This is a genomic window from Hydrogenophaga sp. NH-16 (assembly GCF_004006415.1).
Taxonomy (GTDB): domain Bacteria; phylum Pseudomonadota; class Gammaproteobacteria; order Burkholderiales; family Burkholderiaceae_C; genus Hydrogenophaga; species Hydrogenophaga pseudoflava.
In genome coordinates this window covers 2,036,514-2,053,939 of sequence record NZ_CP029344.1, presented here as the reverse complement: position 1 = coordinate 2,053,939, position 17,426 = coordinate 2,036,514, and the positions used below count along the sequence as shown (strand labels likewise).

The 17,426-nt window shown below is 68.4% G+C and carries 16 protein-coding genes; 10 read left to right on the top strand and 6 right to left on the bottom strand.

Annotation, left to right across the window (positions count from 1 at the left end; all coding sequences use genetic code 11):
• Nucleotides 1–143: 143 nt before the first annotated feature.
• Nucleotides 144–356 (top strand): 30S ribosomal protein S21, encoded by a 213-nt coding sequence (gene rpsU / locus DD542_RS09975; RefSeq protein WP_056273869.1) that lies wholly within the window; start codon nucleotides 144–146, stop codon nucleotides 354–356.
• Nucleotides 357–410: 54 nt separating this feature from the next.
• Here the strand turns inward: rpsU and DD542_RS09970 are convergent, their stop codons facing one another.
• On the bottom strand, nucleotides 411–1,343 hold the full coding sequence (locus DD542_RS09970; RefSeq protein ID WP_127805469.1) for a LysR family transcriptional regulator: 933 nt from the start codon (nucleotides 1,341–1,343) through the stop codon (nucleotides 411–413).
• Between the two features lie 70 nt (nucleotides 1,344–1,413).
• On the opposite strand from DD542_RS09970, the gene lysA reads away from it, so the two are divergent.
• The 3 genes from lysA (at nucleotide 1,414) to DD542_RS09955 (ending at nucleotide 4,435) form a co-directional block, all read left to right on the top strand.
• A complete protein-coding gene (gene lysA, locus DD542_RS09965; RefSeq protein ID WP_127805467.1) occupies nucleotides 1,414–2,652 on the top strand; it encodes a diaminopimelate decarboxylase in 1,239 nt (412 codons plus the stop codon).
• A gap of 40 nt (nucleotides 2,653–2,692) precedes the next feature.
• Entirely contained in the window at nucleotides 2,693–3,139 is a 447-nt protein-coding gene (locus DD542_RS09960) for a GatB/YqeY domain-containing protein (protein WP_127805465.1), read from the top strand.
• 96 nt (nucleotides 3,140–3,235) lie between these two features.
• A complete protein-coding gene (locus DD542_RS09955; RefSeq protein WP_127805463.1) occupies nucleotides 3,236–4,435 on the top strand; it encodes an ABC transporter substrate-binding protein in 1,200 nt (399 codons plus the stop codon).
• Nucleotides 4,436–4,445: 10 nt separating this feature from the next.
• On the opposite strand, the gene DD542_RS09950 is transcribed toward DD542_RS09955, so the two are convergent.
• Together DD542_RS09950 and pmbA are read right to left on the bottom strand one after the other, a co-directional pair.
• Complete coding sequence (locus DD542_RS09950; protein WP_127805461.1) at nucleotides 4,446–5,339, bottom strand: DMT family transporter; 894 nt, start codon at nucleotides 5,337–5,339, stop codon at nucleotides 4,446–4,448.
• A gap of 86 nt (nucleotides 5,340–5,425) precedes the next feature.
• Entirely contained in the window at nucleotides 5,426–6,850 is a 1,425-nt protein-coding gene (pmbA, locus tag DD542_RS09945; protein ID WP_127805459.1) for a metalloprotease PmbA, read from the bottom strand.
• 42 nt (nucleotides 6,851–6,892) lie between these two features.
• On the opposite strand from pmbA, the gene yjgA reads away from it, so the two are divergent.
• The 5 genes from yjgA (at nucleotide 6,893) to DD542_RS09920 (ending at nucleotide 11,498) form a co-directional block, all read left to right on the top strand.
• On the top strand, nucleotides 6,893–7,555 hold the full coding sequence (gene yjgA, locus DD542_RS09940) for a ribosome biogenesis factor YjgA (RefSeq protein WP_127805457.1): 663 nt from the start codon (nucleotides 6,893–6,895) through the stop codon (nucleotides 7,553–7,555).
• The gene (gene mog / locus DD542_RS09935; protein ID WP_079365413.1) at nucleotides 7,548–8,141 is read left to right on the top strand and encodes a molybdopterin adenylyltransferase; all 594 of its coding nucleotides are present in this window, start codon (nucleotides 7,548–7,550) and stop codon (nucleotides 8,139–8,141) included. Before yjgA ends, mog begins: the two co-directional genes overlap by 8 nt.
• Nucleotides 8,142–8,291: 150 nt before the next feature.
• On the top strand, nucleotides 8,292–9,185 hold the full coding sequence (locus DD542_RS09930; RefSeq protein WP_241559741.1) for a hypothetical protein: 894 nt from the start codon (nucleotides 8,292–8,294) through the stop codon (nucleotides 9,183–9,185).
• 19 nt (nucleotides 9,186–9,204) lie between these two features.
• Entirely contained in the window at nucleotides 9,205–9,681 is a 477-nt protein-coding gene (locus DD542_RS09925; protein WP_066157942.1) for a peptidylprolyl isomerase, read from the top strand.
• Nucleotides 9,678–11,498: a chorismate-binding protein gene (locus DD542_RS09920; protein ID WP_241559740.1), complete on the top strand. Its 1,821-nt coding sequence runs from the start codon at nucleotides 9,678–9,680 to the stop codon at nucleotides 11,496–11,498. The genes DD542_RS09925 and DD542_RS09920 overlap by 4 nt, the downstream gene beginning before the upstream one ends.
• On the opposite strand, the gene cysE is transcribed toward DD542_RS09920, so the two are convergent.
• Together cysE and DD542_RS09910 are read right to left on the bottom strand one after the other, a co-directional pair.
• Nucleotides 11,499–12,269 carry a serine O-acetyltransferase gene (cysE, locus tag DD542_RS09915; RefSeq protein WP_127805453.1) on the bottom strand — a complete coding sequence of 257 codons (771 nt, stop codon included), beginning with the start codon at nucleotides 12,267–12,269 and terminating at the stop codon, nucleotides 11,499–11,501.
• A 31-nt stretch (nucleotides 12,270–12,300) separates the two neighbouring features.
• Nucleotides 12,301–13,050: an RNA methyltransferase gene (locus tag DD542_RS09910; RefSeq protein ID WP_127805451.1), complete on the bottom strand. Its 750-nt coding sequence runs from the start codon at nucleotides 13,048–13,050 to the stop codon at nucleotides 12,301–12,303.
• 117 nt (nucleotides 13,051–13,167) lie between these two features.
• Here DD542_RS09910 and DD542_RS09905 point away from each other — a divergent pair, with 117 nt between their 5' ends.
• Entirely contained in the window at nucleotides 13,168–14,076 is a 909-nt protein-coding gene (locus tag DD542_RS09905) for an inositol monophosphatase family protein (protein ID WP_127805449.1), read from the top strand.
• Between the two features lie 7 nt (nucleotides 14,077–14,083).
• Here DD542_RS09905 and DD542_RS09900 read toward each other — a convergent pair whose 3' ends face one another.
• Nucleotides 14,084–17,320 (bottom strand): PAS domain-containing protein, encoded by a 3,237-nt coding sequence (locus tag DD542_RS09900; protein WP_164868379.1) that lies wholly within the window; start codon nucleotides 17,318–17,320, stop codon nucleotides 14,084–14,086.
• Nucleotides 17,321–17,426 lie beyond the last annotated feature (106 nt).

Below are 17,426 nucleotides of genomic sequence, written 5' to 3'. Positions count from 1 at the left end.
CACCCAAAACGCTATAATCCGAGGCTTTGCTGGCAAAACCCCGTCGGCCAATACTAGTTTTCAGACGGGGAAAACCGCTGGTACGAAGGCCGGGCCCGATCTTCCCGTCCATCCTCTGCCCGCACATTTGGAACCATTAGCTAATGACCACCATCCGCGTTAAAGACAACGAGCCGTTTGACGTCGCCCTGCGCCGCTTCAAGCGCACCATCGAAAAACTGGGTCTGCTGACCGACCTGCGCGCCCGCGAGTTCTACGAAAAGCCGACCGCCGAGCGCAAGCGCAAGAAGGCCGCCGCCGTCAAGCGCCATTACAAGCGCGTGCGCAGCATGCAGCTGCCCAAGAAGCTGTACTGATCCACACGTCAGTCGCTTCGACAAGAACCCGCCCGGGACGCCGCGCGGGTTTTTTTACGTCTGTGCGGCGGACGCCAGGCGGGTTTTCAGGGCGCCGGCCGCCTCGGCCAGAGCGGCCTCGAAGTCCGGCCGCAGCGGGTGCTCGGTGCGCCAGCTCGGCCGGATCAGCGCCACATGGAACGGGATGCTCACAGCCAGCGGCCGCACCACCAGACCACCCTCGACCCCATTCCCAGCGAGCTCCAGCGCCGTCAGCGGGTTGACGATGCCCAACCCCAGCCCCTGTCGCACCAGGGCGCAGACCGACACCGCGCTGGGGGTTTCCAGCTTCAGCACGCGCGCCACGCCCGCCGCGGCGAACAGCGCGTCCACCTGCTGCCGGTAGGGGTCGGCAGGCGCGAAGCTGATGAAGGGCTGGTCCGCAAAATCGGCCGGAGCCAGCACCGGCTTTTGCGCCAACGGATGTCCGGCCGGCAGCACCGCCACCTCGTCGGCCACCAGCAGCGTGTCCAGCGTGCAGGCGGCCGGCGCCTCGTGGCGCTCGCTCAGGCCCAGATCGAAGCGCTGCTCCGACAGCGCCGCCTCCAGCTGCGGTGACTCGATGGGCGTCAGGCCCACCGCCGCCTCGGGCTGTTTCAGGGCGAAGCGGCGCACCGCGTCGGGCAGCAGGGCGTGCGACAGCGCGGGCAGACAGGCCAGCTGCAGCCGGCCGTGGGCGTAGCCCTTGAGCGCCACGGCCGTGGCGGCGATGCGCTCCAGCCCGACATAGGACTGCTCGACCTCGTCGATCAGCGCCAACGCCCGCACCGTGGGCTTGAGCCGCCCCTTCACGCGCTCGAACAAGGCAAAGCCCAGCACCTGCTCCAGCCGCGCCAGTTCGCGGCTGACCGTGGGCTGCGAGGTGTGCAGCAGCTCGGCCGCGCGCGTGACGTGGCCGGTGCCCATGACGGCGCGGAAGAAGTCGATCTGGCGGTGGCTCAGTTTCATATCAACAATGAATTGACCGTGAATTATCTGGCATTGCTGAATATGAAAAGAACCGGGATCATCGGCGCCCATGAACCCCTTCTCAGACACCCTCCTCCAGTCTCTCGCCCGCCAGCACGGCACCCCGCTGTGGGTCTACGACGCCGCCACCATCCGCGCCCGCATCGCCGAGCTGCGGGCCTTCGACACCATCCGCTTCGCGCAGAAGGCCAACTCCAACATCCATCTGCTGCGCCTGATGCGCGAGCAGGGCGTGGCGGTCGACGCGGTTTCGCGTGGCGAGATCCTGCGCGCCCTGGCCGCCGGCTACACCGCCGAACTGGATGCCCAGGGCGCCTCGGGCATCGTCTTCACTGCCGATCTGTTCGACCACGCCACCCTGGCCACGGTGGTCGAGCACCGCGTCCCAGTGAATGCCGGCTCCATCGACATGCTGCACCAGCTGGGCGCGGTCTCGCCCGGCCATGCCGTGTGGCTGCGCATCAACCCCGGTTTCGGCCACGGCCACAGCAACAAGACCAACACCGGTGGCGAGCACAGCAAGCACGGCATCTGGCACGCCGAGCTGGACGATGCGCTGGCGGCCGTGAAGCAGCACGGCCTGACGCTGGTGGGTCTGCACATGCACATCGGCTCCGGCGTGGACTACGCCCACCTGCAGGAGGTCTGCCAGGCCATGGTGCAGCTCGTGAAGCGTGCCGGCACGGACCTGCAAGCCATCTCGGCGGGCGGCGGCCTGTCCATCCCCTACCGCGAAGGCGAGCCGCGCATCGACACCGCGCACTACTTCAGCCTCTGGGACCATGCGCGCCGCTCCATCGCCGCCCACCTGGGCCACGCGGTGCACCTGGAACTGGAGCCCGGCCGCTTCCTGGTGGCCGAGGCCGGCGTGCTGGTGACCGAGGTGCGAGCCACCAAGCCCATGGGGTCGAACCGATTCACCCTGGTGGATGCCGGCTTCTCCGATCTGATGCGTCCCTCCATGTACGGCGCCTTCCACGGCATGGGCCTGATCCCCGCCGACGACACGCCGCGACCGACGGTCGAGACCGTGGTCGCCGGTCCGCTGTGCGAATCGGGCGACGTGTTCACCCAGGCCGATGGCGGTGTGGTGCTGACGCGCGCGCTGCCGCAAGCGAAGGTCGGCGACCTGCTGGTGCTGCACGACGCCGGCGCCTACGGCGCCTCCATGTCCAGCAACTACAACAGCCGTCCGCTGGCGGCCGAGGTTCTGGTGGACGGCGACAGCCACCGCCTGATCCGCCGCCGCCAGACGGTCGACGAGCTGCTGGCGCTGGAACAGGTTTGAGAGAATCACGGGTTTTCCAGAACATCCACGGGAACACACCATGAGCCTCAAAGAGAAGATCACCGACGACATGAAGGCCGCGATGCGCGCCAAGGACAGCGAGCGCCTGGGCACCATCCGCCTGCTGACCGCGGCCATGAAGCAGAAGGAAGTGGACGAGCGCATCGAGCTGGACGACGCGGCCGTGATCGCCGTCATCGACAAGATGGTCAAGCAGCGCAAGGACTCGATCACCGCCTTCGAACAGGGCGGCCGCGCCGACCTGGCGGCCAAGGAAGCGGCCGAGCTGGTGGTGCTGGAGGCCTACCTGCCGGCCCGTCTGTCGGCCGACGAAATCGCCGTCGAGGTCCAGGCCATCGTGAGCGCGCTGGGCGCGAAGGGCCCGGGCGACATGGGCAAGGTCATGGGTGCCGTCAAGGCCAAGCTGGCCGGCAAGGCCGACATGGGCCAGGTGTCCGCCGCCGTCAAGGCCGCGCTGGCAAGCTGACAGGACGCTGAACACCCGGCGGCCTTTCAGGGTAAACCGGGTCAGGCTGGCGACAGCTGCGTTCCTACACTCGCGGCACTTTTCCGGAGGTGCCCCATGCGAGTTCTGTTCTCCCGTCTGACCCTGGCCCTCGGCCTGTGCGCCGCCGGCCTGGCGCTGGCCCAGGCGCCAACCGCCCAGCCGGTGCGCATTGGCGTCATCGGCCCGTTCAGCGGTCCCTCGTCCGATTTCGGCAACCCCATGCTGCACGGCGTGCAGCTGGCGGTCGAAGAGATCAACGCCGTCGGCGGCTACCTGGGCCGCCCGCTGGAGCTGGTGGTCAAGGACGACCAGGGCAACCCGGACGTGGGCCTGAAGGGCTCGCAGGAGCTGGCCAAGGAAGGCGTGATCGCCACCATCGGCTTCTGCAACACCGGCGTGGCCGCCAAGTCGCTGGACGTATTCCAGAACGGTCAGCTGCCGCTGATCATCCCCTGCGCCACCGGCACGCCGCTGACAGCCAAGTTCCCGGCGCCGCAGAGCTACATCTTCCGCACTTCCGCGCGCGACGCGATCCAGGCGCCCTTTGTGGTCGGCGATCTGGTCAAACGCGGCTGGACCAAGGTCGCGATTTTTGCCGACACCACCGGCTACGGCGAAGCCGGCATGAAGGACGTGGAGGCGGCGCTGGCGGCCAAGCAGCTCAAGCCGGTGCATGTGGCGCGCTTCCCGCTGGGCGTGAAGGACCTGGACAAGGAGCTGGCCGCCGCGCGCGACGCCGGCGCCAATGTGGTGTTCAGCTACACCGTCGGACCGGAGAACGCGACCATCGCCAACGGCATGCGCGACCTCAAGTGGGACGCGCCGCAGGTCGGCGCCTGGCCGCTGTCCTTTCCGTTCTTCATCGACGGCGCCAAGGCCGCGGCCGACGGTGCGCTGATGGCCCAGACCTTCATCGCCGAGCCGAGCAACGAGCGCCGGGCCGCCTTCCTCACCGCCTACCAGCGCAAGTACAAGCACAAGATCGCCGTGCCCATGGCGGCGGCGCAGTCCTACGACAGCACCTACCTGCTGACCTACGCGCTGTTCTCGATCCGCGACGGCAAGTTCACCGGCCCGGCCGTCAAGTCCGCGCTGGAAAACATCCCGCGCGTGTACTACGGCGTGGTCTCGACCTACGAGAAGCCCTTCAGCACCGACGACAAGGACGCGGTCACGCCCAACATGCTGGTCATGGGCAAGGTGAAGAACGGCGCCGTGACCTTCGCCTACCCGGAAGACGCGCGCCGCAACCTGGTGGTGCAGCGCAAGAAGTGACATCGGACCGCTAGGATCGGGCGAGGATCAGCGCCGTGCCGGCCACCGCCAGCGCCGCCCCGAGCCAGGCCCCCGCGGCCGGCCGCCGCCGGTAGACCGCCCAGAGCAGCGGCAGCAGCAGCACCGGCGTCACCGACGAGAAGATCGCGACCAGGCCGGCCTGGCCGTGGCGCATGGCATAGAGGATCAGGGTCATGCCCAGCGCCATCGCCACGGCGGCACTCAGGAAGGTCAGCAGTGCATCGCGCGCACGCAGTGGCTGTTTGGCCCGAGCGCCCGGCCAGCCCGAGGCCAGCAGCAGGCCGTGCGCCGCCAGCGCCAGGCTCATGCGCACCGCCGAGGCGCTGACCGCGTCGATGCCGGTGGTCATCAGCGGCTTGAGCATCAGCGTCGCGACCGACTGGCACAGGGCCGCGACCAGGCCCAGCCCCACGCCGATCAGCAAGCGGCCGCGCGTCTGTTCCCAGCCGTGCGACTCATCCTCTCGCTTGCCCCAGAGCACGGCCATCATCACGCCGCCCACCAGCAGCGCACTGCCCACCAGTGTCCAGCCCTGGATCAGCTCGCCGAGGAACAACCAGGCCAGCAGCGCCGAGAACATCGCGTGGGTGGCGAACAGCACGCCCGAGCGGCGCGGGCCGAGGCGGTTCATGCAGGCGAACAGCGCGGTGTCGCCGATGAAGATGCCGACCACACCCGAGAGGCCCAGCAGGCCGACCGCAGCGGCGTCCAGATCGCGCCAGCCGCCACCGGCCAAGGCCAGCGCCCAGAGGATCGCGCTGGCGAACAGCATGCGCCAGCGGCTGAAGGCAAACGCCCCCAGGCGCTGCGCCGGCGGCGCGGAGAAGAGACTGGACACCGCCCAGCTGGCGGCGGCCACGACCGCGAGCGCCTCGGGCCTCAAGCGATGCAGCGCAGGGCCGCCCCAAGCTGTATCAGCCCACTCGGGGGGCAGCGACCCGCGCAGCGGCAGAGCGTGGGGGCCATGGCCTAGCTCCCGGCGACCTTCATGCGGTTGATCAGGATCGAGCCGACCGTCTTGGAACCGTAGTTGTAGGCATCGGCGCCCACCGCCTCGATGCCCTTGAGCATGTCCTTGAGGTTGCCGGCGATGGTGATTTCCTGCACCGGGAACGCAATCTCGCCGTTCTCGACCCAGTAGCCCGACGCGCCGCGCGAGTAATCGCCGGTCACGTAGTTCACACCCTGGCCCATCAGCTCGGTGACGAACAGGCCGCGACCCAGCTTCTTCAGCATGGCGTCCAGGTCGTCGCCCGACTGCGTCAGGCGGCTGGACAGCGTGAGGTTGTGCGATCCGCCCGCGTTGCCGGTGGTGCGCATGCCCAGCTTGCGCGCCGAGTAGGTGGAGAGGAAGTAGCCCTGCACCTTGCCGGCCGACAGCACCTTGCGGCGCACCGTCTTCACGCCTTCGTCGTCGAACGGCGCACTGCCCTTGCCGCCCACGATGTGCGGGTCCTCGACGATGTCCAGGTGCGGCGCCATCACCTTCTTGCCCAGGCTGTCGGCCAGGAAGGTGGTCTTGCGGTAGAGCGCACCGCCGCTGGTGGCCTGCACGTAGGCGCCCAGCAGTCCGGCGGCCAGCGGCGACTCGAACAGCACCGGGCATTCGATGGTCGGGATCTTGCGGGCGTTCAGGCGCGAGAGCGCACGCTCGGCGGCGTAGCGGCCCACGGCTTCGGGCGTGGCCAGGTCCTGCGGCGCACGCACCGAGCTGTACCAGTAGTCGCGCTGCATGTGGGCGCCCCGGCCGGCGATCGGCGCCACCGACAGGCTGTGGCGCGAGCTGGCGTAGCCGCCGCTGAAGATGCCGGGCTTGCCGCGCTCGCCGCCGCGCATGTGGGCGGTGAAGAAGTGCGACTGCTGGGCCGAGACGCTCGCGCCCTCGCTGTTGCTGATCTTCTTGCTGGTGGCGAACGCCGCCTGTTCGCAGGCCAGCGCGAGGCGCACCGCCTCATCGGACGTGATGGCCCAGGGGTGGAACAGGTCCAGGTCGGGGTAGCGGTCGGCGATGTCCTCGGGGTCGGGCAGGCCGGCCACCGGGTCCTCGGCGGTGAAGCGCGCAATGTCGTAGGCGGCCTGCACCGTCTGGCGCACCGCCCCGGGCGAGAAGTCGGAGGTCGAGGCGTTGCCGCGGCGGCGGCCCAGATAGACCGTCACGCCCAGCGACTTGTCGCGGTTGCGTTCGACATTCTCCAGCTCGCCCTTGCGCACGCTGACGTTCAGGCCAGCGCCTTCCGAGACCTCGGCGGCCGCGTCCGCCGCCCCGAGACGCTTCGCTTCGGCCAGCGCAAGGTCCACCACCTCCTCGAAGCGGCTGCGCGAATACTGGAACCCGGCCAACGGTGCGGAGGGATCGGACGGGGTGGAAACGGGAGCGGTGGGGGTGTTTTTCATGTCGGCGGCTATGATACTTGCCGCCCTCTTTCCCCCTTCCCCATGTCCCGCAAACCCACAAAAGGCTACTTCGTCCGCGGCCATTTCGTCGCCATCGGCAGCGAACTGGACCTCGAACTCAAACGCGAACTCAAGGGTTCGGTCGACATGAGCAAGACCGACCTCAAGAAGCACAGCGACCACCTGCAGTCGCTGGGCGAGAGCCTGCTGACGCTGCGCAGCGACCTCATGACCCGGCTGCGCGAGCAGCACGAGGGCATCGACGACAAGCTGATCGACGCGCTGGTCGAGGCCAAGCGCATCACCAACTTCGAGGGCAAGCGCCGCCAGATGCAGTTCATCGGCAAGCTCATGCGCAAGCTGGACGAGGGCACGGTCGCCGCCATCGAAGCGGCGCTCGAAGAACAGCGCAAGCCCTCGGCCCGCGAAACCCTGGCCCTGCACCAGGCCGAGCAGTGGCGCGACCGCCTGATCGCCGACGACGGCGCGCTCACCGACTGGATGCAGGCCGCGCCCGAGACCGACGTGCAGCCGCTGCGCGCCCTGATCCGCCAGGCCCGCAAGGACGCCCAGGGCGTGGCCGAGCGTCCCGGCGAGGCGCAACGCCGCGGCAAGGCCTACCGCGAGATCTTCCAGCTGGTGCGCGCCGCGCTGAGCCGCGACGACACCGACGAACCCACCTCTGCAGAAGACGACCATGAGTGAATCCTTCGACCCGGTGCGCATCGGCATCGTCTCCATCAGCGACCGCGCCAGCACCGGCGTCTACGAAGACAAGGGGCTGCCGGCCCTGCGCGAGTGGCTGGGCAAGGCGCTGAAGAACCCGATCACCTTCGAAGAACGCCTGATCCCCGACGAGCAGGCGACCATCAGCCAGACCCTGATCGAACTGGTCGACGCCGGCTGCGCCCTGGTGCTGACCACCGGCGGCACCGGCCCCGCCAAACGCGACGTGACGCCCGAGGCCACCCTGGCCGTGGCGCACAAGGAAATGCCCGGTTTCGGCGAACAGATGCGCCAGATCAGCCTGGCCTTCGTGCCCACGGCGATCCTCTCGCGCCAGGTCGCCGTGATCCGCGACAGCAGCCTGATCATCAACCTGCCGGGCCAGCCCAAGGCCATCGCCGAGACGCTGGAAGGCGCGAAAAACGCCGACGGCAGCGTGCGTGTCAACGGCATCTTTGCCGCCGTGCCCTATTGCATCGACCTGATCGGCGGGCCTTACCTCGAAACCAACGATGACGTGATCAAGGGTTGGCGTCCGAAAACCGCCGTTCGCCCGGCGCGCTGACATCCATCGCGGGGCCCGTCACGCCCCGCAGACAACAACGCTTCGGGGGGAAGCATGCCGGTTTATCGCTGCAACAAATGCGGCCACGTGAGCGAATCGGGTGTCGCCGGGACGCAGGTGGCCTGCGCCGTCTGCCAGGCGCCGTGTTCGGTGTTCGACACGGTGTTCTATGTTCAGAAGCTGATCGAACGCTACGCCGCCGCCATGCGGGAGATTCGGGCCCTGCAGGCAGATGAGCGGCAGGCCGCCGACGGTGACCCGAATGCGGGCCAGCCCGCTCAGCAGGAAGAACCTGACGGGGACACCGACACGGAAAACTTTGCAACGGCCGCCCAGCACGCGCCCATCGAGCGCTGGCTCAAGGCCAAGCAGATTGAAGCCCGCTTCGATCACAGCAATGTGGACACCAGCGGGTATTTCGATGAAGCCGCCCAGCAACTGGGGAAAAACCATGCGCTGTTTGGCGAGCTGATCCAGCGCGTCACCTGGTCCTACCGCAAGAGCCACACCGGGCTGAACATCGATCTGACCGGCGTCGCGCAGAAAGACGTGCTGGCACTCACGACGCTCTGCCGCCAGTTCTACAGCCACACCCTGTTTGCCCGATACCAGTATCAGAAGCAGGAAAAGGTCATCCGGCTTTCACTCCAGCCCGCGTCCAAGGTCAGGCAGTTCTTTGAAGGCGCCTGGCTCGAGTGGTTCGCGCTGCTGGAGCTGGTGGACCACCTCAAAGCGAGAAAGCTGGGTTTTTCCTGCGCCCGTGGTGTGGAGGTCCTTTTCCCCAACGAGGACATGCACGAACTGGATGTCGTGGTGCTGCCCTCCGGTCAGAATCCCATCTGCATCGAGTGCAAGACAGGTGAGTTCCGGCGCGAGATCGACAAGTACCAGCGCCTTCGCAAGCGTCTGGGAGTGGAACGGAGCCGCTTCATCATCTGCGCCACCGACATCACGGAAGAACAGGCTGTCAGCCTCACGGCCATGTACGACCTCACCTTTGTGAACCCGGCCTCGCTTGCGCGCCATCTGAACAGCCTTGTCTGAAACCCTGCCATTCCATCCCATGAACATCACCAAAGACACCGTCGTCACCCTCACCTTCCGCGCCAGCGATGCCAGCGGCAAGCTGCTCGAAGATGGCAAGACACCGCGCAGCTACCTGCATGGCGGCTATGGCAACACCCTGCCGGGCATCGAGGCGGCGCTGGAAGGCCAGGCGGCCGGTTACCAGACCACCGTGAAGCTCGCGCCGGCCGATGCCTTCGGCGAACGCGACGAGTCGCTGGTCACCACCATTCCGAAGAAGGACTTCCCGCCGGGCGTCAAGGTGGGCGGCCAGCTCGAAGGCCACGACGACCAGGGCCGGCACCAGGTGTTCACGGTCGTGAAGATCAAGGGCGACACCGTGCACCTGGACGGAAACCACCCGCTGGCCGGCCAGACGCTGACCTTCCAGCTCAAGGTGCTGGACGTCAAGGCTGCGAGCGCCGAAGAGATCGCCCACGGCCACGCCCACGGTGCGCACGGCCACCACCATTGAGTCGCCGATCCCCGCTGACCGCCTCCCTCGATTTCCCGGACACCGCGCCGGGAGCCCTGCCCGGCGCCCGGCTGCGGCTGCGTTTTGAACAACCGCTCGCGGTGATCGAGGCCTGGTCGCTGGACCAGGTGCGGCCAGCCATCGAGCAAGTGCAGGCTCATGCGGCGGCGGGTCGCTGGTGCGTCGGCGGGCTGGCCTACGAAGCGGCCCCGGCGTTCGACCCGGCCCTGTCCGTGCGGCCCGCCGATCCCCGCTGGCCGCTGGTCTGGTTCGGCGTCTACGACGCCCCTCTGGATGTCCCCGCCGGTGAACCACCAGCCCCGGTCCCGGTGGACTGGCGCATGGACTGGGACCGCCCGCGCTACCTGAAGCAGGCCGACACCGCTCGCCAGACCATGGCGGCCGGCGAGTGTTACCAGATCAACCTCACCACGGCCCTGCAGGGCGCGCTGGGCGGAGACCCCGCAGGCTGGATGGATGAGCTGCAGCACCACCAGGGCAGCGGCTACCTGTTGTGGCTGGGCGATGGTGTGCGCCAGGTGCTCAGTGCCTCGCCCGAGCTGTTCTTTGACTGGCAACCCGGCCCGCAGGGCGGGCGCCTGTGCTGCCGCCCGATGAAGGGCACGGCCGCGCGCGAGAGCGACCCGGTGCTCGACCGGGCCGCGCGCGAGGCGCTGCAGGCCAGCGACAAGGAGCGGGCCGAGAACGTGATGATCGTGGACCTGCTGCGCAACGACATGGGCCGCCTGGCCCAGACCGGCAGCGTGCGCGTGGACCGCCTGCTGGAGGTGGAGGCCTGGCCCACCGTGTGGCAAATGACCTCCACCCTCACCGCCTCCGCCCGGCCCGACACCACCCTCGGCGATGTGCTGACCGCGCTCTTTCCCTGCGGCAGCGTCACAGGCGCGCCCAAGCGCCGCGCCATGCACCACATCGCCGCGCTGGAAGACGCGCCACGTGGCTTCTACTGCGGCGCCCTCGGCGTGGTGCGGCCGGGCGGCCACGCCACCTTCAACGTGCCAATCCGCACCGTCTGCCTGCACCGGCCGGGCTCCGGAGCCAGCGACGACGGCTGGCACGCCCGCTACGGCGTCGGCAGCGGACTGACCGTGTGCGCCGACCCGGCTACCGAATGGAGAGAACTCATGACCAAGAGCCGCCACCTGCACCGCATCGGCGAGCCGTTCGATCTGCTGGAAACCCTGCGCCTGGACCAAGGCCGCTACTGGCTGCTGCCGCACCACCTCGACCGCCTGCGCGAGAGTGCGGCCCACTTCGGCCACATGTTCGATCCGTCGGCGATGGACAGCGCGCTGGAAGCCGTGCGCCAGGCGCATCCCCAGGGTCTGTGGCGCGTGCGCCTGCTGCTGGATGCTTCGGGCCGGGTCGAGGCGCAGGCCTACGCCATGATCGAGACCGCGTCGCCCGTGCGGGTGGGGCTGGCACCCTCGCCGCTGAACACCGAAGAAGCGCTGCAGGAGTTCATCCTGCACAAGACCACGCGGCGCGCGCACTACGAGGCGCTGGCGCCCACCGACCCCGCCGTGTTCGACCACCTGCTGTTCAACCAGCGCGGCGAGCTCACCGAGTTCACCCGCGGCAATGTGGCCATTCAGCTGGACGGGCAGTGGTGGACGCCGGCGCTGGCCTGCGGCCTGCTGCCCGGCACCTACCGGCGCGAGCTGCTGGCCCAGGGCCGGCTGCAGGAGGCAGTGATTCCGGTGCAGCAGCTGGCACAGGCCCAGGGCCTGGCCTTCTTCAACGGCCTGCGCGGCTGGCTGGACGCGGCGCTGGACCCCGCGCCGCCGCCCCGCTGATCACTTGCCGACCAGCTGGTTGAGCTTCTCGGCCTCGAAACACTCGGTCTTGGCGGCGTCGGCCGGCACACAGTCCTTCTGAGCCAGCGACAGCTTCTCAATCGCCTGCCACAGCAGCGCGATCTGGTGCTCCTGCCCGGCGGCACTGTCGATCAGGCTGCGCATGGCCTGCGACAGCGGGTCGTCTTCCTGCGTGATGCCATAGGCCTGGAACTTGGGTTTGGCGTCTTCGGTCACGTCGGCGCTCTCCCCGGTCTTGCTCGGGATGATGCGCGCCGGGATGCCGACCGCGGTGGCACCCGCCGGCACCGGCTTGATCACCACCGCGTTGCTGCCGATCTTGGCGCCGTCGCCCACCTCGAAACCGCCCAGCACCTTGGCGCCCGCGCTGACCACCACGTTTTTGCCCAGCGTCGGGTGGCGCTTGGTGCCCTTGTAGAGCGAGGTGCCGCCCAGGGTCACGCCCTGGTAGATGGTGCAGCCATCGCCAATCTCGGCGGTCTCGCCCACCACCACGCCCATCGCGTGGTCGAAGAACACGCGCTCGCCCAGCTTCGCGCCGGGGTGGATCTCGATCCCGGTGAGGAAGCGCGCGACGTGCGAGATGAACCGCCCCGGCCACTTGAGGCCGTGCGTCCAGCACCAGTGCGCCGGGCGGTGCAGCCAGACGGCGTGCAGGCCCGGGTAACAGGTGATCACTTCCCAGGTGCTGCGCGCGGCGGGGTCGCGCTCAAGGATGCACTGGATGTCGGATCGGAGTCGGGCAAACATGGGGCCGGGAGTATGTAAAGGGTCGGCCAGTCTAGCGCTTCGCGCGCTCGGCCGTCTGCAGCATGGCCTTGGCGACACCGCGCAGGATGTGGATTTCCTCCGGCGTCGGTTGCGCCCGGTTGAACAGCGCGTTCAGCCTCGGCATCAGCTTCTTGGGCGCGGCCGGGTCCAGGAAGTCGACCGCCAACAGCGCCTGCTCCAGGTGGCCCAGCATGCCGGCCACCGCCGCCGCATCGGCGGCCGGGCGCTGGGGCGTGGTCGCCGGCAGCGCAAAACCGCCCAGCGCCTGGCGCCAGTCGTAGGCGATCAGCTGCACCGCGGCGGCGAGGTTGAGCGAGCCGAAGCCTTCGCTGGTGGGGATCGACAGGCAGGCGTGGCAGCGGTAGACGTCCTCGTTGCGCATGCCGAAGCGCTCCGACCCGAACAGGAAGGCCACGCCTTCGGGCTGCACCGCGTCCGGCGCGGCGGTCCCGGCCAGGAACTGCGCAAAGTGTTCGCGCGGCGCCCTGGTGGGCGGGCCGAAGTCGCGCGGTGTCATGGCCGTGGCGCAGAGGTGGCTCACGCCCTCAAGCGCCTCGTCCAGCGTCTCGACGATGCGCGCTTTGGCCAGCACGTCGTTGGCGCCGCTGGCGCGCTGGATGGTCTCGTCCTTGCGCAGCACATTCGGCCAGCGCGGCGCCACCAGCACCAGATCGTCGAAGCCCATCACCTTCATGGCGCGGGCGGCGCCGCCCACATTGCCGGCATGGCTGGTCTGGATCAGGATGAAGCGGGTGCGCATGTCGGGTGAGCCGGTAAAATGCCGGGTATTGTCGCCGCCCGCATCGCCGGACACCGCGCTCCCGTTCTTCCCCCTGCCCACGGCCGCTTTCTGCGGCGCCGTCAAGGAACACAATTCATGTCGTCCAACCTCCACCCCATGCTGAACGTGGCCATCAAGGCCGCCCGCGCCGCCGGCGCCATCATCAACCGCGCCGCCCTCGATGTCGAAACCGTGCGCGTGACCACCAAACAGACCAACGATTTCGTGACCGAAATCGACCACGTGGCGGAGGCCGCGATCATCGAGACCCTGCTGACGGCCTACCCCGACCACGGCATCTGGGCCGAAGAATCCGGACGACGCGAAGGCAAGGGCCGCGACAAGAACCACGTCTGGATCATCGATCCGCTGGACGGCACCACCAACTTCATCCACGGCTTCCCGGTCTACTGCGTGAGCATCGCGCTCATGGTGAACGGCCGCATCGAACAGGCCGTGGTCTACGACCCGACCCGCAACGACCTGTTCTGCGCGACCAAGGGCCGCGGCGCCTACCTCAACGACCGGCGCATCCGCGTCGCCAAGCGCACCACGCTGCGCGACTGCCTGATCTCCACCGGCTTTCCGTTCCGCCCGGGCGACGCGTTCCAGACCTACCTGCAGATGCTGGCCGACGTGATGCCCAAGTGCGCCGGCGTGCGACGCCCCGGCTCTGCCGCGCTGGACCTGGCCTATGTGGCGGCCGGTTTCTCTGACGGCTTCTTCGAGATGGGCCTCTCGCCCTGGGACGTGGCCGCGGGGGCGCTGCTGGTGACCGAGGCCGGTGGCCTGATCGGCAATTTCACCGGCGAGGCCGATTTCCTGGAGCAGCGCGAGTGCCTCGCCGCCAACCCGCGCATCTACGGGCAGTTGGTGGGCCTGACCGGCAAGTACAGCAAGTTCGCCAGCGCCGGCGACAAGGCCTCGGTGCGGCAGGCGGTTGCCAAGGCCCCGGAAGCCGCGAGCGAAGACACCCCGCCCTCGGAGCCCTCCGCACCGTTCTGACCGGGCCTCAGTCCATCGGCAGGGTCCACCAGAAGGTGGCCCCATGGCCAGGCCGGGCCTCGGCCCAGATGCGGCCGCCATGGCGCTCCAGCGTGCGCGCCACGATGGCCAGCCCCACGCCGGTGCCGCCCGGTGCATTGGCACCGGCGTGCAGGCGCTGGAACAATCCGAACAGTTTCTGGGCGTGTGCCATGTCGAAGCCCATGCCGTTGTCCCGGAGATAGAACGCCCGGCGCGCCGCATCGAAGCCCAGTTCGATCAGCGGCGACTCCAGGTGGCGCGAGTATTTCAGCGCGTTGTCCATCAGGTTGGACAGCAGCTGGCGCAGCAGCTTGGCATCACCCATCACCCGCGGCAGGGGATGCAACTGGACCCTGGCGTGGGGCACGCCCGGTGCCAGCGCCTCGGCCACCGAACGGGCCAGCGCGTTCATGTCGACCGACACCGGCTCGATCTCGACCCGCACCACGCGCAGCAGCTCCAGCATGTCCGTGATCATCTGGCCCATGTTGCGCGAGGCGCTGACGATGCGCTCGAACATCAGCCGCCCTTCCGGGCTCAGGCGCTCGCCGTCGGTTTCGCCGACGAGCGATGCGAACCCGTTGACCGAGCGCAGCGGCGCCCGCAGGTCGTGGGCGATCGAGTACGAGATGACTTCCATGTCGCGCATCGAGCGCTCCAGCTCGGCGGTGCGTTCGGCCACGCGCCGCTCCAGGCTGGCGTTGAGCGCGCGCACCTCCTCCTGCGCCGTGACCCGTTCGTGGATGTCCAGCAGCGTGCCCGACATGTAGAGCGGCCGGCCCGCCTCGTCGCGACGGTGCACCCGGCCGCGGTCGTTGAACCAGAGCCATGCGCCCCTTTTGTGGCGCATGCGCAGGTCGCAGTCGTAGACCGGTGTTCCGCCCCGCAGGTGGGCCTGCAGCAGCGACAGAGCCCGGCCAAGGTCGTCGGGGTGCACCAGCGCCTGCCAGGTCTCGCGCGTGGGCGGTTGCAGCTCTTCCAGGCGGTAGCCCAGCAGACCTGCCCAACGGTCGCTGTAGTGCGTGAGGCCGGTGGTGATGTCGAGTTCCCAGATGCCGGGGCCGGTGGCCTCCAGCACCCATTCCAGGCGCTGGCGCTCATCCCTCAGCGCCTCTTCGGCCTCGATGTAGGACGTGACGTCCGAGTAGGTGCGCACCATGCCACCGTCGGGCAGTGGCCGGTTGTGTATTTCCAGCGCACGGCCGTCAGATGTGCGGCGCATGTAGCGGTCGGGCACAGGTCCGGCATCGGCCTCGACATAGCGGCGCGCCCCTGGCTCAACCAGGCCGTAGTCCACACCAAAATCTCCGCGCGCCGTCTGGAAAGCGACGACCTCGTCCTGCGTGGGCTGCCGGGACATCAGCTCGTCGGGCAGGTCGAGCATCTCCAGCAGGCGCCGGTTGTAGACGGTCACCCGCCCCTGGGCATCCATCTTGGACAGGCCCTGGCTCATGGTGTCGAGCGTGACCTGCAGGGCCGAAGTCTTGTCGGCCAGCAAGGCGCTGGTGGCCTGCAGCTGCTGGCGGGAGCGCTGGCGCTCGTCGTGTCCGCGCCGGGCCAGCACCAGCTGCCGCACCGTGCCCAGCAGAGGCTGCAGGAACTCCACATCGTCCTCGCGGTAGCCGTCGGTGGCGTTGGCCAACCCCACCATGGCGATCAGCCGGCCACCGACCTCCAGCGGAATCCCCAGGAACGAGTGCATGGGCGGGTGGCCGTGCGGCAGCCCCCCCCTGCGCGCGTCGGTTTCCGGTTGGTTGGTGAGCACGGTCTCGCCGGTCAGCAGCGCGTGCCCGAACAGGGTCTTCAGGTTGCGGAACTCCATGCCCGAATCCATCTGCTCGGCGAACACACGCCTGGACGCCTCGTCCCAGGAGATGTCGGTGATCGCATGCGACTTGAGGTACGGCTGCCCTTGCGGGTTGTACAGCACCTCCCCCACGAAGCCGTAAGCGCTGTCCGTCACCGACAGGAAGGCCTTGAGCAGCCCTTCGAAGGCCTGTCGCTTGTCGTCGGCTTCGATGTAGGCGGCCTGCGCCTGCCGCACGGCGTCCAGCATCCGGTGCTGCCGGTCGAGCGCCTGCGCGGCCTGGCGAGCCTCGGTCACATCGTGGACATAGCCGTGCCAGAGCACCGAGCCGTCCGGCTGCGCCTGCGGCAGGCCTTCCGCACTGCACCAGCGCGTGCCCTTGCCCGGATGGTTGACCCGGAACACCGTGCGCCAGGGTTCCAGCTTGTTCGTGGACGACCAGATGGAGTGCGCCAGGGCCTGCTGGTCGTCTGCATGCACCCGGCTGAACAGGATTCGTCCATCCTGGTACAGCTGCTCAGGCGTCAGGTCGAACAGATCGCGCACCATGTCGCTGACGAACTCGAAGCTGCCCCAGCCCTTGACGGGCATGCGCGACTGGAACACCACGCCCGGCACCCTGGCCGTGATGTGCTGCAGCAACTGCAGCTGCTTCACATGGGCGTCGATGGCCTCGCGCTGGGCCGTGATGTCCTGCACCACACCAAAGTCGGTCTGTGGGATGCCCTTGACGGCGGTCTGGCTGATGCGGGTGCGCATCCAGCGCATCGCGCCATCCGGCCGGGTCCACCGGAAATCCAGCTCGCGCCCGTCGCGCGCCGCTCGGGCCTCCAGCCAGGCCGGCATGTCGTCGGGATGGATGCCGCCACGTCCCACGGTGCGCTCCAGCGTCGTGGCCGGTGCAAGACCGGTGATCTCGAACAGACCGGGTGAGAAGTTCACCGTGTCGTCGTCGTGTGCATTGGTCCAGTGACCGACCATGGCCAGCTTCTCGATGGCGGCATGCAGCTCCACCTGGTGCTGCAGGTCCAGGTTGGCGGCCCGCAGCTCCTTCTGGGTCCGGTCGCGCTCCTTTTCAGGCGCCACCTCATGGCTGATGTCCAGCAGGTACACCAGCAGCAGCTCGTCCCCGCCGAGCATCGAGGTGTGCAGGCGCAGATGGCGCGCGCGGCCGTCGATCATCACCGTGCAACGGGGTTTGTCCTGCTCCTTGAGCGAGTCAAGATAGGCCTGGCGCTGGGTGGCGTCGGGCCACAGCCCCAGTTCGATGGTGGAGCGTCCGATGGCCTGGTCACGGGCGATGCCCGAAAGGGTTTCCCACGCCTGATTGACCGCCACCAGACGGCCATCCGCGCGCCGCGACAGCGAGGCTGCGAACGGGGCGTCTTCGAACATCTGCTCGAACGGCAGGGACATGGCCGCAGCGGACAAACCGGTTCCGGACGGGTACGCGCTGGTGGACGGCGGCATGTTCAAAAAGACGGGGCTCTGCGGACAGACAATGGCCCATTGTGGGTCACAA